Origin of the sequence: Haloglomus irregulare, from assembly GCF_007421925.1 — an archaeon.
Lineage (GTDB): Archaea > Halobacteriota > Halobacteria > Halobacteriales > Haloarculaceae > Haloglomus > Haloglomus irregulare.
Window position 1 is genome coordinate 485,752 of the sequence record NZ_QMDX01000001.1, and the last position, 15,731, is coordinate 501,482.

Consider the following 15,731-nt stretch of genomic DNA (forward strand, 5'->3'; position numbering starts at 1 on the left):
TTGTCTCAGTCGTCCGCTGGTGTCTCGGCCGTCCCCTCGTGCTCCTCGCCGTCCTCGTCCTCGCCCCACGCGAACAGCCCGCGCAGGTCCTCGCCGACGGCCTCGATCTCGTGGTTCTTCTCGGCGTGGCGGAGCTGCTTGTAGGAGGGTCGGTTCGCCTGGTTCTCGTTGATCCACTCGCGCGCGAAGGTGCCGTCCTGAACCGCCTCGAGCACCGCCTCCATGTTCTCGCGGGCGTGCTCGTCGACGACCATGTCGCCGCGGGTGAGTCCACCGTACTCGGCCGTGTCGGAGACGGAATCCCACATCCCGCCGAGCCCACCCTCGTACATCAGGTCGACGATGAGCTTCAGCTCGTTCAGACACTCGAAGTAGGCCATCTCCGGCGAGTAGCCGTTGTCGACCAGCGTCTCGTAGCCGTGCTTCACCAGGGAGGTGACGCCGCCACAGAGGACGGCCTGTTCGCCGAACAGGTCGCTCTCGGTCTCCTCGCGGAACGTCGTCTCGATGACGCCCGCCCGGGTGCAGCCGATGGCCTTCGCGTAGGCCAGTCCGACCTCGTGGGCGTCGCCGGTCGCGTCCTGATAGATGGCCAGCAGGCCGGGCGTCCCCTGGTCGTGCTCGTAGTTTCGGCGCACGAGGTGGCCCGGGCTCTTCGGCGCGACCATCGTCACGTCGACCGACTCCTTGGGCTCGATCTGCCCGTAGTGGACGTTGAACCCGTGGGCGAACTGGAGCGTGTCGCCCGGTTCCAGCTCGTCCTCGATCGCCTCGTAGACGGCGGGCTGGACCGTGTCCGGTACCAGCACGCTCACCAGATCCGCCTCGGCGGCCGCGTTCGTCGGCGTCGTCACGCGCAGCCCCTCGGCCTCGGCGGCCTCGCGGGAGCTGGACCCGTCGCGCAGCCCGACCACGACGTCGACGCCGGAGTCGTGCAGGTTCAGCGCGTGGGCGTGGCCCTGGCTCCCGTAGCCAAGCACCGCGACCGTGTGGTCGGCCAGGACGTCGGTGTCGGCGTCCTCGTCGTAGTAGACCGTCGTGGTGAGCCCCTCCTCGGGGTCGTTCGTGCTCATTCGTGGGTCACCTCGTCGGCATCGCTCTCGGCCTGCCCGGTTCCGTCAGTGTTCGCCTCCTCGCGGCCGTGGTTCGCGGGCGCGGTCACGGCCGGCTCGCGGTTGGCCGGCACGTCGACCGCCGGCTCCCGGTTGCCGGGCGCCGTCACGGCGGGGCGGTCGGCGTCGGCGGCCGGCGCGTCCTCATCGTCGTTGGCGGGCGCGCGTACCGCCGGGTCGTCGGTCCCGTCGGCCGCCGCGCCGCTGCCGTCGGTCACGGCGATGGCGTTGTTGGGCGCGGTCGCGGTCTCGCCGCGGGCCAGCGCGGCCTGCCCGGTCCGGGCGATCTCGCGGATGCCGAACTGCTCGAAGGCGTCGATGGCGTCGTCGATCTTCCCCTCGTCACCGGTGAGCTGGACGGTGATGGTCCGGGGGCCGGCGTCCAGCGTCGTCCCGTCGTACATCCCGGTGATCGCGTGGACCTTGTCCGGCTCCTCGCCGTTCACCTTCACCAGCACCAGCTCCCGGGCGACCGGCTGGCCGTCCAGTTCGCGGGCGCTCACGACCGGGACCAGCTTGCTCAGCTGCTTCTCGATCTGGTCGATGTTCGGGTCCGGCTCCTCGACGACGATGGTGATGCGGGAGTAGTCGTCCTCCTGGGTGGGGCCGACGGTCAGTGACTCGATGTTGAACTGGCGCCGGCTGAACAGCCCCGAGACGCGGGACAGCACGCCCGGCTCGTTCTCGACCAGCGCGGTCACGACCGTCCGCCGGGGCTCGTGCTGGGCCTCGGCGTCCGGGTCGACCCGGATGCCCTGCGAGTTGCGGCGGCCGGTGGGACGCATCCGCTCCTCCGGCTCCGGCCCATGCAGGCCGCCCTTCCGGTCGGCGCCGTCGCGCTCGGCGCGGGCCCGGGATTCGAACTCCTCACCGCTCATAACTGGTCCTCCGACAGCGCGAACTCCCCGTTGTCGCCGCCGCTCGGGACCATCGGGTAGACGTTCTCCTCGGGGTCGATGTGGACGTCGACGACGCTCGGGCCGTCGTACGCAAGCGACGCCTCGACAACCTCGGGCAGCTCCTCGTACGTGTCCACGCGGAACCCCTTCGCGCCGAACGCCTCGGCCAACTGGTCGAACTCCGGCACCCACGGGTACTCCGAGGCCATCCGGCGCTCCTCGAAGAACGCGTCCTGCCACTGCCGGACCATCCCGACCGCGGCGTTGTTGAGGACGACCACCGTGATGTCCATCTCCTCCCGGACCGCGACCGACAGCTCCTGCAGCGTCATCAGGAAGGAGCCGTCGCCGTCGAAGCAGACAACGTCCTGCTCGTCCTCGGCGGCCAGGCGCGCGCCGATGGCTGACGGGAGCCCGTAGCCCATCGTCCCCAGCCCGTGGCTGGAGACCCAGGTCCGTGGCTCGGTGAACAGCCAGTACTGGGAGGCCCACATCTGGTGCTGACCGACGCCGGTCGTGACGATGGTATCGTCGTCGGTCGCGGCGTCGTACGCCTCCACGGCGAACTGGGGCTTGACCGGCTCGTCCTCGGGCGCCGAGTAGTCCATCGGGTACTCCGCCTTCCACTGCTGGCAGGTGTCCCGCCACGCCGCGCAGTCGGGCGCGGTCGGCATCGCGTCGTGGACCTGGGTGATGACCTGTGCGGCGTCGCCCAGCAGCGCGCGGTCGGCCTCGACGTTCTTCGATATCTCGGCGGGGTCGATGTCGGCGTGGATAATCTCGGCGTCGGGGGCGAACGTCTCGACGCCGCCGGTCAGGCGGTCGTCGAACCGCGTCCCGACCGCGAACATGCAGTCGCAGTTCGTGATGGCCATGTTCGCGTAGCCGGTGCCGTGCATCCCGGCCCACTCCAGGGAGAGTTCGTGGTCCTCCGGGAACGCGCCGATGGCCGGCATCGTCGTGATGACGGGGATCTCGTGCTCGAAGGCGAACTCGCGGAGTTCGGCGCTGGCGTCGGCCTTGATGACGCCGCCGCCGGCCAGGATGACCGGCCGGTTGGCGCTCGCGAGCGCGTCCGCGGCCTCGCGGACGGACTGTGGGTCGGCCCGCTCGGGCGGGTCGTAGGTCCTCGGCGTCTCCGGCGCGCCGGGCCGGCGCTCGGTCTCGCCGTTGGTCACGTCTTTGGGCAGGTCGACCAGGGTCGGCCCCTGGCGGCCCTCGGCGGCCAGCGCGAACGCCTCGCTCACGTCGTCACCGACCTCGTCCGGGCTGGACGCGAACGTGTTCTCCTTCGTGATGGGTCGGGTGACGCCGATGGTGTCGGTCTCCTGGAAGGCGTCGCTCCCGACGAAGTCGGTTGGGACCTGGCCCGTCAGCGCGACGACGGGGTCCGAGTCCATGTTCGCGTCGGCCAGGCCGGTGACCAGGTTGGTCGCGCCCGGGCCGGAGGTGGCCATACACACTCCGGGCTCGCCGGACACGATACCGTACGCGTCGGCCGCGTGCGCGGCGCCCTGCTCGTGGGCCATCGTGATATGTGTCATCTCCGAGTCGTACAGCGCGTCGTAGACGGGCATGATGGCCCCGCCCTGGACGCCGAACAGGTACTCGACGCCGGCGTTCTCCATCGCCTTGACGACCGTCTCGGCGCCGGTCACGGCGCCGCGCTCGTCGGGTCCGGTCGTCTCGTCGGGCGTCGCCTCGGTCTCGGTCGTCGGGGCAACCGGCTTCGGCTGCTCCTTGCTCATGGTCGATACCTCCGTCGGTCGGGTGTCGGTGGCGTGTTTCTGTCGTACATCGGTGGTTGGCTCGTAATCGCGGCGGTAGCACACGAACGTGCGCTACTGGTCGTGAACTGTGACAGCGTCGATGGAATGGGTGATATCGGGGCTAGGCGGCCCCTACAATACCCAGGATCGAAAGAAGGCGCCGCACGGTCGCACCGCTCCCCTGCCACGTGTGGCCGGGAGCGACACGCCGTGTCACCACGTCGGTTGTAGTGTGCCGGTCGCGTAAAACGCTGTCGTGTCACGGCGGCCCACACGGCGGGCATCGGGGCGCTCCCGGCCGGACGCGGCACTATCGATGCTCGTCGGCGGCCGCGGACGGTGACACGGCTCTCCGGACGCGGCGGACCACGTACCGCTCTCGCGGATGGGGCGAACGGGCGGGCGGTCATCGGCCTAGAGCCGGACCTCCTCGCGCGTGACGCCGACGTCGCGGGCGAACTCCTTGAGGTGGGCCATCGTGACCCGGCCCTGCTCTGCGCCGTGGTCCTTGACTCGGCGTGTCACCTCGCGCACCTCGTCGTCGGTCGGGGCGAAGCCCTCGTCCTCGAGGCGCTCGCGTACCGAGTGCTGCCCGGTGTGCTTGCCCAGCACGAGTTCGCGCTTCGCGCCGACCATCTCCGGCGTCATCACGCCGGGCTCGAAGGTGTCGGAGTTCTCGATGACACCGGCGGCGTGGATGCCGGACTCGTGGCTGAACGCGTTCGAGCCGACGATGGGCTTGTTGGCCGGCACGTCGATGCCGGACTTCTCGGCCACCAGCCGCGACAGCTCCACGATGCGGGTGGTGTCGATGCCCGTGTCCACGTCGTACAGCGACTCCAGGCTCATCACGACCTCCTCGTAGGCCGCGTTGCCCGCGCGCTCGCCGATGCCGTTGACCGACACCTGCGACTGGCTCGCGCCGGCCTCGTAGCCCGAGATGGCGTTCGCGGCGGCCAGCCCGAAGTCGTCGTGGGTGTGGACGTCCACGTACACCTCGTCGCCGCCGACCGCCGTGGACGCCTCGTTGGCGGCGGTCACGACGTTCTCGACCATGTCGTAGAACCGGCGCGGCGTCGCCACCCCGCAGGTATCGGGGATGTTGATCCAGTCGGTACCCGCCTTCGAGACGGCCCGCACGACCTCGTCCAGGAACGCCTCGTCGGTCCGCGTGGCGTCCATCGGCGAGAACATGCAGGTCGCGCCGGCCTCCTTCACCCGTTCGACCGCGTCCACGGAGCGCTCGACGGCCTCCCCGCGGGAGGCGTGCATCGAGTCCTCCAGCTGGACGTCGCTGGTCGAACAGAAGACGTGGACCATCTCCACGCCGGAGTCAAGCGCCGCCTCGATGTCCTTGTCGACGACCCGCGCCAGTCCGCAGACCGTGTTGCGGGTGCTACCGGCGATGTCGCTCACGGCCGCGAACTCCGCGTCGGAGTTGACGGGGAACCCGGCTTCGATGACGTGGGTGCCCATCTCGTCGAGGACAGCCGCTATCTCCCGCTTGTCCTCGTACGAGAACGACGTGCGTGGCGACTGTTCACCGTCGCGCAGCGTGGTGTCGAAAACTCGTGCGTCGTTTATCTCTCCAGTGGAATCAAGCGTGCCCTGGAAGAACTCGACCCGCCGACTCGGTCGACGAACCCTCAGTATTGCCTGTCATGGCTACCTGCTACTGGACACTCCCGGCTATTTAATACTGTCGTCACGGCAGGGCCTGCCGGCCGAGCGGGACGGCCCCGTAGAACGGCGTTCAGCGGCCGTCAGCGTACGGAACGGGAGATGCGGGCGGGACCCCCTCGGTCGGCAGTGCGGGCGGGTCCGACCGCGCCGACCGCGACCCGGGCATACGTTCCACCAGTTCCGGGTCGAATAGAACTCGCACGCGGGCCCCTGACCGCTCCCGGGTGGACGGACGTCCGGACCGGCGCCGGCGGGCCGTCCCAGCCGTATCAGTGGCCCTCCCCGTGGTGCCCCAGCTTTTTGCTACCGCCGCCTCTCCGGCCGGATATGAGCGACGATGACGAGGCCGCGGGCGGGCCGTTGAGCGACCTCGATCTCCAGGCCGCCGAGGGCGAGATCGACGACCCCCAAGCTAGTGCCTTCGACCGCGTCGAGTTGGGCGTCCTGGACGGCAGTGTCGACCCGGAGGAGTGGGTCGCCGCCGTCAACGGCGGCGCCGTGCTCGTGCTCGACGTGGAGGGTGACCTCAACGAACTCGCGGCCGGCTTCGCCCGCGACGTCCGCGAACTGGGCGGTGAACTGATGCATTTCCGGGGCTTCCTCGTCGTCTCCCCGCCCGACGTGGAGATCGACACCGGTCGGCTCTGAGCAGGGGCTGGCGATTCGATGCGTTCGTTCCGGCGCCGTTCCCGGACCGCTGACGACCGCCACCCGTTCGTCGCGGGGGGTGCTCCGGTCCCGTCCCGGGTCGTTACAGCCCGCCAACGCCGGCCAGCGCCTCGAGGTAGACGGCCACGTCGAGCGCGAGCGCGAACCCGACCAGCCCAAGCACTGGAACCCATGCCGACCGGGTCCGCTCGTAGCCAACGATGGCCAGGCCGAGCGCGGCGACCCACAGGCCGGTGTCGACGAGTTCGCCGGGCGTCGTCAGGCCCGTCGCAGCGCCGACGAGACCGACGGCCGACAGTACGAACGCGAGGAGGTGGGCCACGCCCAGTGTGTCGGTGTCGAGCGAGACGCCCCCCGCGTCCGTCCCGACCCGGCCACAGAGAACCCCTACGCTCGCCGCGAGCGCGACGCCGAACACCAGGGTCGCGCCGAACTCGACGGCGCCCCCGGCGGTGAACTGCGGCCCGGCGGGGTCGAGCGGGAGAAGCCGGAAAGCCCCCACCAGCAGGGTAGCCACGACCGGGGCGTCCCCGGAACCGACGAGCGCGCGCACGCGCTCGGGGACCACCACCCCGAACAGGACACCGATACCCACACCGAGGAGCGCGGACGGCAGCCCCGTACTCCAGACGAGGAGCGTCACCGGTGCATCGGGGCTCACGGCGCGGTTCAACAGCGAGCTCAGCGGCGTGCCGGCAGCGTTCCCGGCCACTGTCGTCGCGGCGACGAGCACTGCCGGCCCGACGACACCTGCGCCCGCAGCGGGCCATGACCCCTCCCGGGGGAGTCCCGTGGGAATCGTGAGGCCGCGATAGCGCGCGTACGCCAGTGCGCCGCCGGCGAGCCCCAGCAGGGAAACCGCGCCAGTACTGACGACGAGCGGCCACGGTCTCGGGACGGCCCCGGCGGGAACCCGGGCGACCCTGGCGATGGCCGCACTCCAGACACTGATGCCGACGACGGCCGCGAACAGGGCCGCGAGCCCCGTGGCAGTGGCGTCGTCGAAGCCGGCGCGCCCTCGCGTCGCGAGCCATCGGCTGTTCGACATCGCCTGCCTCTCCGTTCAGGAGGGGCAAATAGCTGTCCCCGACCGGGGACGGCACCAACCGCACGGCCCGGCGTCGGTCGACACCTCGGAACGGCGGCCCGTCGGAACCGACGGGGGCGTCGTCCGGGCGGCGGGCGGCATTAGCCGGCGTCGTCCACGGCGTCCTCGACGACCGCTACCACCCGTTCGACCAGCGCGTCCACGTCGTCGTGCTCGGCGTACACCCGGACGTAGGGCTCCGTCCCGGAGGGCCGGACCAGCGTCCAGCCCCCGTCGACCTCCAGCCGGACGCCGTGCTCCGTATCCGTCGCCGCGTCGGGGAACGCCGCGGGGAGAGCCGTCTCCAGGGTCGACATGGCCGCCGCCTTCCGGTCGTCCGGGCAGTCGACGCTGACCTTCCGGTAGGGGCGCTCGGTGATGGGCGCACGTAGCGCGTCGAGCCCCTCGGCGGCGACCAGTCGGGCGAGCACCGCCGCGCTGGCGACGCCGTCGATCCACGGGCCGAGGTCGGGGTGGATATGCTTCCACGGCTCGCCGGCGAAGACGACTACCGTCTCGGAGTCGCCCTCGGAGCGGGCGGCGGCGATGCCCTCGTGGAGCGCGCCGAGGCGGACGCGTTCGACGCGTCCGCCGGCCGCGGCGACGCGCTCGTCGACCCGGGCGGAGCTGTTCGGCGTGGTGACGACGACCGGGTCGCCGGCGTCGCTCGCGCGGGTGAAGTGCTCGGCCAGGACCGCGAGGACGGTGTCCTCGTGGACGACGTCGCCGTCGTCGTCGACGACGACGATGCGGTCGGCGTCGCCGTCGTGCCCCATCCCGAGCGCGAAGCCGGCCCCTTCGCCCCCGCTCGCGGCGTCGGCGACGAACGCGCGGAGGTCGGCGAGGCTCTCGGGCGTCGGCTTGGACTCGCGGCCGGGGAAGTGGCCGTCGACGTTCCCGTTGAGAGTGACGACCTCGGCGCCGAGTTCCCGCAGCACTGCCGGCGCCGCGCGGGCGGCCATCCCGTTGCCGGCGTCGGCGGCGACCCGGAGGCCGTCGAGAGGAGTGCCGTGGTCGCGGGCGTAGTCGATGACGGCGCGCCGGTAGTCCGGCAGGACGGCGGCGTGCTCGACGTCGCCCCACTCGTCCCAGCCGACCGGGCGGTCGCTGGCCGGGGCGGCGTCCGCGGCCCCGCCGCCCGTTCCCCGCTCGGCGGCGAGGAACCGCTCGACCGCGCCCTCGGCGTCGCTGTCGTACTCCTCGCCGTCGCGGAACAGTTTGAGGCCGTTGTCGGCCGGCGGGTTGTGGCTGGCCGTGACCATGATGCCGTGACGGCCGCGCGCGGCGAAGGCGAGTGCCGGCGTCGGGACGCGGCCGACGCGGACGACGGACGCGCCGCCGGACTGGAGGCCCGCGGCCACCGCCGACGCGAGCGCCGAGCCGGTCTCGCGGCCGTCGCGTCCGACGACGAACGTCGGGGCCGCCGCGTCCGTCTCGTGCGCCGCCGCACGGCCGACCCGCAGTGCCAGCGTCGGTGTCACCCGGTCGCGCGTGTCGCCGCGGATGCCCGCGGTGCCGAAGAGGTCCATGTCCGGGCCAGGCGGGCAAGGGGCTTCAATCTCCGCGGTCCCGCTCGGTTCTCCGGAACTCGGCACCCCGGGACGCGACCACGTGTGTCCCGGCGGTCCCGTCCTCCCGATGAGGGCAGTCTTTTGTACGGGGCGTGGCGTATTACCGCTTAATGGGAGTCCGGCCACCGCAGAACGACGACGGCGACGAGCCCGAGACGATCAGCTTCGGAATCGCGGCCCTGGACGCCCACCTGGAGCGAGCGGACGTGGAGTTCCCCGTCGGCGCGGAGACGCTGCTCGAGGAACTCGGTGACCCGGAGGTCGCGTACGACGCCGCGGGCTCGACGGTCGCGCTGTCGGACGTGCTCGACGAGATCCACCTCCAACAGTTCGAGTCCGAACAGGAGCTGCTGAACGCGCTCCACCCCGTCTTCGAGGCGTACCGCGAGCGCGCCGGCAACAGCATCCTCGGCCAGCTCCGCGCGCTGCTCCCCTTCTGACGCCGCGAGCGCCGAGCGTCACCCCTATCGGCACGGCCCGCCTCCGCCGCGGTATGACGGAGTACACCACCGTCTCCATCCCGAAGGACCTGGCCGGGCGCGTCGAGGAGACCATCGAGGGGACCTCCTTCTCCTCGACGAGCGACCTCGTCCGGTTCCTGCTGCGGAGCATCGTCATCCAGCACCAGCAGGCGGGGGAGCTGACGGAGGCGGAGTTCGAGGAGATAACTACCCAGCTCCGCGACCTGGGCTACCTGGAGTAGCGGCCTCAGGGCGGCAGCGACTCGACCGGCGGCTCGACGTCGAGCAGTTCGAGCGGCCGTCCCCGGCCACGGCGGCCGAACGCGGCGATGTCGGTCGGCTCCCACGGCGGGACGCCGATGAACACGACCTGATGGAGGTCGTCCGTCTGCCGGACCGCGAGATGCCCGTCGGGGTGGGAGACGAACCGGCCGTTCGAGGCCGGTGTCCCCAGATTCATCCCGAAGACGGCGGCGACGGAGCCCCCGGTCCCGGGCAGGTAGAAGTCGGTGAACACGGGCGTCCCGGCCGGCAGGTCGAGCGGCGGCTCGAACTCGCCGGCGGGCGTCGTCGTCAGCGCGATGGTGACCTCGCTGGGCGACCGGTCCTCGGCGATGTCCAGCAGCGCCGTCACCAGGCCGACCGTGGCGTAGACCGGTCGGTCGCCGGACCCGTCGCCGGCCGTCCCGTCGGGGCCATCGCTCATAGGCTCTCTTCGCGCCGGACTCGTTTAGTCGCCGTGGTCGGGTCGCGGCCGCGATTCGGCGGGGGCCCCCGGGCCGTCAGAAGATGGCGTTCTTGACCGTGCTGATGTAGAGTCCGGGCGCGTTACTCAGCGAGCGCCGGAGCGCCGTCCGCATCAGGTCGTCCGCGTCGTCAGCGATGCCCTCACCGTGGCCGACCAGCAGCCGGTCCACGTCGAGGCGCTTGAGCTTCTTCGGCGGCGTGAACCGGAGCGCCGGGTGGACGCCCAGGTCCTCGCCGGGGGCACAGTAGTACTCGACGGTCCCGAACACCTCGGGGAGGACCAGCACCGCCGCCTCGGCGTCGTGCAGCCCGGCCTCCTGCCAGAACGTGTTGTCGATGACCCGGCGGACCTCGTATGAGGTGTCCTCGACCAGCTCCGACAGCGCCGTCGTCGGGGCGTCGAGGTCCCCATCGACGCCGCTCATCCACTCCGGGACGCCGACGGGGACGTCGTGGCGGTTCGCGACCGCCGCAGCGTCGCGCTTGTGCCGGTCCAGCAGGACCGCGACGCCCGCGACGTCGCCCGCGCCCGTCTCCTCGCCGAGGTCGGCCAGCCACTCGTCGAGGTCGGGCACGTCGACGGGGTCGACGACGAGTAGCCCCGCGTCGGTGGCGATGGCGTGACTGGCGCGCTGCATCTCCTCCTCCGGATAGGGGATCCAGCTCCCGCCGCCCGCCCAGCGGTTCGCCTCGTTGACCGCCCCGGCGCCGGATGCTTTCATCGGCATACGCCGGGATTCACCCTGACACCCGTTAAATGGTCGTCTCCGGGCAAGAAGAGCGGGTCGGCCACGCGGCGCGCCGGGGTCGCCGCGACGACCGGAGCAGCAGGACCCGCCCGACCCCGTCGACGGCGCGCACGCTCTCGGGACGCGCGTCCGGCGCCGGGGGGCTCCGAGGCGGCACGGCGGACTTTTCTCCCAGCGGCTCCCGACCCCACGCATGGCTGACCCAGCAGACGAGGCCGACCCGGACCCGCTCGACAGCGACTACGACTACCGCCAGGTCGCGGTCGACGACCTGCCGGACGCACCCAGCCCCTCGCACGGCAAGCGCGAGGTCGACGAGGCCGTCGGTGCGACGGCGTTCGGCTACAACGTCATCCTCGCCGACCCCGGCGAGGCCATCCCCTGGGGGTACCACTACCACCCCAGTCACGAGGAGGTGCTCCACGTCATCGAGGGGGAACTCCGCGTCGAGACCGCCGAGGGCGAGCGCCGCGTCCGGGCCGGCGAGGTGCTGTTCGTCCCGCCGAACCACCCCCAGAAGGCGGTCGCCGTCGGGGACGAGCGGGCGCGCGTCGTCGCCGTCGGGGCGCCGAAGGACGCCGACGCGGCCGTCGTCGTCGAGGAGTGCCCGGCATGCGGGGAGACGACGGAACGCGACTACGAGGCCGTCGAGGCGGACGGGACGACGGTGTACGTGCTGTCGTGCGGGGGCTGTGGCGCCGAGACCGACCGGCTCTCCCCTGGGCCGGCGGACTGAGCAGCAGCTGTATCCGCGTTGTATCTTCTACAACCGATGGACGAACTCCGTGATGGAATCATGGACTATATATAGTATTAACATCTGAATTTGGATTATTGTGCCGAATTCGATGGCGAAACGCGGTCGGAGCCGGTCGGTTCCCGGACGGGCTCCCGCGGTCGACGGGGACTCACGGTCGCGGGGCTGTCGTCACCGTGCTCGATGCCGAAGCCGGCCGGGGAGCGCGACTCGTCGAACACGGCGCCCGTACTGGCGACGGTCACGCGAAGGGTGTCCCCGGGCTGGACGTAGCGCTGGAAGTCGACGAGCCCCCCGGAGACGGTGACGCCGCCGGGAGGTCACATCGTCTCCAGGATGTCGAGCACCCGCGCCTCGGCCTCGCGGTCGGGGCCGCGGTCGCCCTCGAAGCCGCGCTCGCGGACGTGCTCGACGGTCGCGGCGACCGCCTCCTCGTGCGCCGTCGACCGCCAGCCGAGCGTCCGCAGTTTCGTGGTGTCGAGCACGTGCGGGTACGGCCGGTAGAGCGGGAAGTCCTCGTGGGTCAGGTCGCCGGCCGCCAGTTCGCGCTCGCCCGCGTGGACGACCGTGGGGTGGCTCCCGCAGGCGTCGGCGACGAGGTCGACCCACTCGCCCAGCGTCGGCAGGTGGTCGTCACCGACGTTGTACGCCTCGCCGGGCTCGCCGCGGTCCAGCAGCGTCACGACCGCGTCCGCCACGTCCTCGACGTAGACCAGATGCCGGAGGTTGGTCCCGTCCCCGGGGACGAGCACGCGGTCGGCGCCGTCGACGCGGTCGACCCAGTAGTCGAACCGCTCCGTGTAGTCGTGTGGCCCGTAGACGATGGGCGGGCGGAGGCTCATCGCGTTCACGCCGCGCTCGGCCGCCACGAACACCTCGCGGTCGGCCTCGGCCTTCCGGTTGCCGTACGTCTCCCAGGTGTCGTCGGTGGCCTGCTCGTCGGAGCACGGGTGGAGCGCGGTCTCGCCCTCGCGCTTGGGGACCCGCTCGGCACCGTAGGCCGCCCCGGAGGAGATGAACACGTAGCCCTCGACGTCGGCGAACACCTCGCAGGCGACCCGCACGTCGCGGGGGTAGTAGGCCACGCAGTCGACGACGACGGCCGGGTCGACGGCATCGCGGGCCCTGCGGAGGTCGTCGTCCTCGCGGCGGTCCCCCTCGACGCGGTCCACTGCGGACCCGAAGGGATGGTCGTGGGTGCCACGGTTGAAGATCGTCACGTCGTAGCCGGCGTCGGCGAGCGCCGCGACCGTGTGGCGCCCGATGAACCGGGACCCACCGATGACGAGCGCGTCGGCGTCGGTCATACCGGCCGCTCGCCCGGGCGCGGCAAGTCGGTTTCGACGGGGGGCGACGACGGGCCGGGAGCCCGTGGCAGCCCGAGCCGTGGACGAGAGCGGTGAGTAACGGCTAAGTTCCAGGGGCCGAATCCGCAGGATATGCGACGGCGTGCGCACGCTATGGCCCGCACGGAGCCGAGCGGTGCGTCCGTCCGTCCGTTCTCGATGGCCGGGAAGCGCAAGCGTCCGCTGTAGGCTCGGCGGCGGCGTGGCGCCCCGTCCCGGGCCGACTCCGGTCGTATAAGCTACAACTACATAGGGGAGCGTCCCGACGCTTCCGCCACGAGCGGCTGTGAACCGCCGGCCGCCGGCGCGTGCAGCCACAGACACACCACACATGACCCACGACAGCTTCCACGGCGTGTTCCCCGCGATGACCACGCCGTTCCACGAGGACGAGAGCATCGACTTCGAGACACTGCGGGCCAACGCCCGCCGCCTGGAGGCGGCGGGCGTCGACGGCGTCGTCCCCGTCGGGACGACCGGCGAGTCCGCGACGATGACCCACGACGAGCATATCGAGGTCGTCGAAGCGGTCGTCGAGGCCGTCGAGGACGTGCCCGTCATCGCGGGCAGCGGCTCGAACAATACGAAGGAAGCGCTGGAGCTCTCCCGCCGCGCCGAGGCCGCCGGCGCCGACGGGCTCCTGCTCATCTCGCCGTACTACAACATCCCCGAACCCGAGGGGATGGAGCACCACTTCCGACAGGTCGCCGACGCGGTCGACCTCCCGCAGATCATCTACAACGTGCCCGGTCGGACCGGACGCAACATCGCCGTCGAGACCGCGGTCAATCTCGCGAGCCACGAGAACGTCGTCGGCTACAAGGCCGCCAGCGGGGACATGGGTCGCATCTGCGAGGTCATCGAGCGCACCCGGACGGAGCAGTTCACCGTCCTCTCCGGCGACGACGGGATGACCCTGCCCGTGGTCGCGACCGGCGGCACCGGTTGCATCTCCGTTGCGGCCAACGTCGAGCCAGAGCGGACGGTGGCGATGGTCCACGCGGCGCTCGCCGACGAGATGGACCGCGCACGCGAGCTCCACTACGAACTGGGGTCGCTGTTCCGCGCCCTGTTCGTCCGGACCAACCCCATCCCCATCAAGGAGGCCATGGCGATGCGGGACCACCACCCGCGGACGATGCGCTCGCCGCTGTCGCTGCTGGACGACGACAGCCGCGAGCATCTGCGCGAGGTGCTGGCCGACCTGGAGCGCACCGACGCCGACACATGAGGGTCGTCGTCACCGGTGCGACCGGCCGGACCGGGGGCGAGGTGGCCCGCGAGGTCGCCGGGCGGGGCCACGAGCTGGTCCCCGTCTCGCGCGAACCCGCCGGCACGGTCGCGGGGGCCGACCTCCGACCCGCCGAGGACCTGCCCGCACTGCTTGCCGACGCCGCGGTCCTCGTGGACTTCACCGTCCCGGTCGCCAGCGTCGACTACGTCGGGCACGCGGCCGAGGCGGGCGTCCCGGCCGTCGTCGGCACCACCGGGTTCGACAGCGGTGGGATGTCGGCGCTCGACGACGCCGCCGAGTCGGTCCCGCTGCTGAAGGCCTCGAACTTCGCGCGGGGCGTCCAGGCGCTGCTGAACGTGGTCCGCGAGGCCGCGACGGCGCTCCCCGGCTACGACGTGGAGCTGACGGAGACGCACCACAACGGGAAGCGCGACGCCCCGAGCGGGACCGCGACCACGCTGCTGGACGCGCTGGACGACGCCCGCGAGGAGTCGCTCGACCGGACCCACGGCCGCGAGGGCGAGGACCCCCGCGAACCGGGACAGGTCGGGGTCCACGTCCGGCGGGCCGGCAACGTCCGCGGCGAACACGAACTCATGTTCGCCGACAACGACGAGGTGCTCACGCTGACCCACCGTGCCGAGTCCCGTGGCGTGTTCGCCGCCGGCGCCGTGGACGCCGCGGAGTGGCTCCCCGGTCGGGCGCCGGGGCGCTACGAGTTCGGGGACGTTATCGGGGACGGGGACGACTGAACGGGTATGAGCACGCTGGAATCCGACGTTCGGGACCTGGCCGACCGCTACGACGCGGGCGCCATCGACGAGGTCGGCCGCGAGGAGCTGGACACGCTGGACGCGTTCCTGACCGCCCTGGAGTCCGGGGAGGTCCGCGCGGCCGAGCCCGCCGACGACGGGTGGGCGGCCAACGAGTGGGTCAAGCGTGGCATCCTGCTCAACTTCGGCCTGCGCGACATCCGGGCGTTCGACCACGGCGGCGTGGCCTACCACGACGTCCTGCCGCTGCGCGGGACCGACGACCTCCCGGAACGGGGCACCCGGAACACGCCCTCGGGGACCGTCATCCGCCGGGGTGCCTACGTCGGCAGCGACGCCATCATGATGTCGCCGTCGTTCGTCAACATCGGCGCCCACGTCGGCGACGGGACGCTGGTCGACTCCTGTGATACGGTCGGCTCCTGTGCGCAGATCGGCGGGGACGTGAAGTTGGGGGCGAACACGCTCATCGGCGGCGTGCTCGAACCGGTCGAGGCCGAACCCGTCGTCGTCGAGGACGGCGTCTCGCTGGGCGCCGGCTGCCGGGTCACGTCGGGGTTCGAGGTCGGCGCGAACTCCGTCGTCGGGGAGAACACGCTGCTCACGCCGCGCATCCCGGTCTACGACCTCGTCGAGGAGGAGGTCATCTACGGCCGGCTCCCGCCGGAGCGGCGGGCGTTCATCCGCTACGTCGAGTCCAGCGTCGGCGAGCACGACCTGTTCGACGGTGGCGCCTACAAGCCCGCCGTCGTCGCGACCCACGTCGAGGAGTCCACGCTGGAGGCGACCGAGCGCGAGGACGCGCTCCGGGACAACTGAGAGTACGTTCCATGAGTCATCCAGAACGATACAGCGACGGCGGTCAACGGAACGC

At 71.5% G+C, this 15,731-nt stretch carries 15 protein-coding genes and 1 pseudogene; 7 read left to right on the forward strand and 9 right to left on the reverse strand.

Annotated features, from left to right (window positions below; translation table 11 throughout):
* Positions 1 to 5: 5 nt before the first annotated feature.
* From ilvC to DP107_RS02565, 4 genes and pseudogenes are all read right to left on the reverse strand, one after another.
* Positions 6 to 1,073, reverse strand: coding sequence for a ketol-acid reductoisomerase (gene ilvC / locus DP107_RS02550; protein ID WP_144260557.1), 1,068 nt, complete (start codon positions 1,071 to 1,073; stop codon positions 6 to 8).
* A 272-nt stretch (positions 1,074 to 1,345) separates the two neighbouring features.
* Positions 1,346 to 1,990: pseudogene (ilvN, locus tag DP107_RS20630) on the reverse strand (acetolactate synthase small subunit); the annotation flags it as partial.
* The gene (ilvB, locus tag DP107_RS02560) at positions 1,987 to 3,759 is read right to left on the reverse strand and encodes a biosynthetic-type acetolactate synthase large subunit (RefSeq protein WP_144260559.1); all 1,773 of its coding nucleotides are present in this window, start codon (positions 3,757 to 3,759) and stop codon (positions 1,987 to 1,989) included. The gene ilvB and the pseudogene ilvN, both read right to left, overlap by 4 nt.
* Before the next feature lie 435 nt (positions 3,760 to 4,194).
* The gene (locus DP107_RS02565; RefSeq protein ID WP_144260560.1) at positions 4,195 to 5,433 is read right to left on the reverse strand and encodes a LeuA family protein; all 1,239 of its coding nucleotides are present in this window, start codon (positions 5,431 to 5,433) and stop codon (positions 4,195 to 4,197) included.
* A gap of 357 nt (positions 5,434 to 5,790) precedes the next feature.
* On the opposite strand from DP107_RS02565, the gene DP107_RS02570 reads away from it, so the two are divergent.
* Positions 5,791 to 6,111 carry a DUF5779 family protein gene (locus DP107_RS02570; RefSeq protein ID WP_238330741.1) on the forward strand — a complete coding sequence of 107 codons (321 nt, stop codon included), beginning with the start codon at positions 5,791 to 5,793 and terminating at the stop codon, positions 6,109 to 6,111.
* 103 nt (positions 6,112 to 6,214) lie between these two features.
* Here the strand turns inward: DP107_RS02570 and DP107_RS02575 are convergent, their stop codons facing one another.
* Together DP107_RS02575 and DP107_RS02580 are read right to left on the reverse strand one after the other, a co-directional pair.
* The gene (locus DP107_RS02575; protein ID WP_144260561.1) at positions 6,215 to 7,180 is read right to left on the reverse strand and encodes a hypothetical protein; all 966 of its coding nucleotides are present in this window, start codon (positions 7,178 to 7,180) and stop codon (positions 6,215 to 6,217) included.
* A gap of 140 nt (positions 7,181 to 7,320) precedes the next feature.
* Positions 7,321 to 8,748, reverse strand: a complete 1,428-nt coding sequence (locus tag DP107_RS02580) for a phosphohexomutase domain-containing protein (protein ID WP_144260562.1) — start codon at positions 8,746 to 8,748, stop codon at positions 7,321 to 7,323.
* A 152-nt stretch (positions 8,749 to 8,900) separates the two neighbouring features.
* Here DP107_RS02580 and DP107_RS02585 point away from each other — a divergent pair, with 152 nt between their 5' ends.
* Positions 8,901 to 9,230 carry a DUF5789 family protein gene (locus tag DP107_RS02585; protein ID WP_144260563.1) on the forward strand — a complete coding sequence of 110 codons (330 nt, stop codon included), beginning with the start codon at positions 8,901 to 8,903 and terminating at the stop codon, positions 9,228 to 9,230.
* 53 nt (positions 9,231 to 9,283) lie between these two features.
* Positions 9,284 to 9,493, forward strand: a complete 210-nt coding sequence (locus DP107_RS02590; RefSeq protein ID WP_144260564.1) for a ribbon-helix-helix domain-containing protein — start codon at positions 9,284 to 9,286, stop codon at positions 9,491 to 9,493.
* A gap of 5 nt (positions 9,494 to 9,498) precedes the next feature.
* Here DP107_RS02590 and DP107_RS02595 read toward each other — a convergent pair whose 3' ends face one another.
* Positions 9,499 to 9,957, reverse strand: a complete 459-nt coding sequence (locus tag DP107_RS02595; protein WP_144260565.1) for a hypothetical protein — start codon at positions 9,955 to 9,957, stop codon at positions 9,499 to 9,501.
* A 76-nt stretch (positions 9,958 to 10,033) separates the two neighbouring features.
* On the reverse strand, positions 10,034 to 10,726 hold the full coding sequence (locus DP107_RS02600) for a hypothetical protein (RefSeq protein WP_185977135.1): 693 nt from the start codon (positions 10,724 to 10,726) through the stop codon (positions 10,034 to 10,036).
* Between the two features lie 214 nt (positions 10,727 to 10,940).
* Here DP107_RS02600 and DP107_RS02605 point away from each other — a divergent pair, with 214 nt between their 5' ends.
* The gene (locus tag DP107_RS02605) at positions 10,941 to 11,483 is read left to right on the forward strand and encodes a cupin domain-containing protein (RefSeq protein ID WP_144260566.1); all 543 of its coding nucleotides are present in this window, start codon (positions 10,941 to 10,943) and stop codon (positions 11,481 to 11,483) included.
* A 341-nt stretch (positions 11,484 to 11,824) separates the two neighbouring features.
* On the opposite strand, the gene DP107_RS02610 is transcribed toward DP107_RS02605, so the two are convergent.
* Complete coding sequence (locus DP107_RS02610; RefSeq protein WP_144260567.1) at positions 11,825 to 12,811, reverse strand: NAD-dependent epimerase/dehydratase family protein; 987 nt, start codon at positions 12,809 to 12,811, stop codon at positions 11,825 to 11,827.
* Between the two features lie 370 nt (positions 12,812 to 13,181).
* On the opposite strand from DP107_RS02610, the gene dapA reads away from it, so the two are divergent.
* Genes dapA through DP107_RS02625 form a run of 3 tightly spaced genes read left to right on the forward strand, consistent with a single transcriptional unit; the run spans position 13,182 to position 15,676 of the window.
* Positions 13,182 to 14,081, forward strand: a complete 900-nt coding sequence (dapA, locus tag DP107_RS02615) for a 4-hydroxy-tetrahydrodipicolinate synthase (protein WP_144260568.1) — start codon at positions 13,182 to 13,184, stop codon at positions 14,079 to 14,081.
* Complete coding sequence (gene dapB, locus DP107_RS02620; protein WP_144260569.1) at positions 14,078 to 14,836, forward strand: 4-hydroxy-tetrahydrodipicolinate reductase; 759 nt, start codon at positions 14,078 to 14,080, stop codon at positions 14,834 to 14,836. The genes dapA and dapB overlap by 4 nt, the downstream gene beginning before the upstream one ends.
* 6 nt (positions 14,837 to 14,842) lie before the next feature.
* Positions 14,843 to 15,676 (forward strand): 2,3,4,5-tetrahydropyridine-2,6-dicarboxylate N-succinyltransferase, encoded by an 834-nt coding sequence (locus DP107_RS02625; RefSeq protein ID WP_144260570.1) that lies wholly within the window; start codon positions 14,843 to 14,845, stop codon positions 15,674 to 15,676.
* Positions 15,677 to 15,731 lie beyond the last annotated feature (55 nt).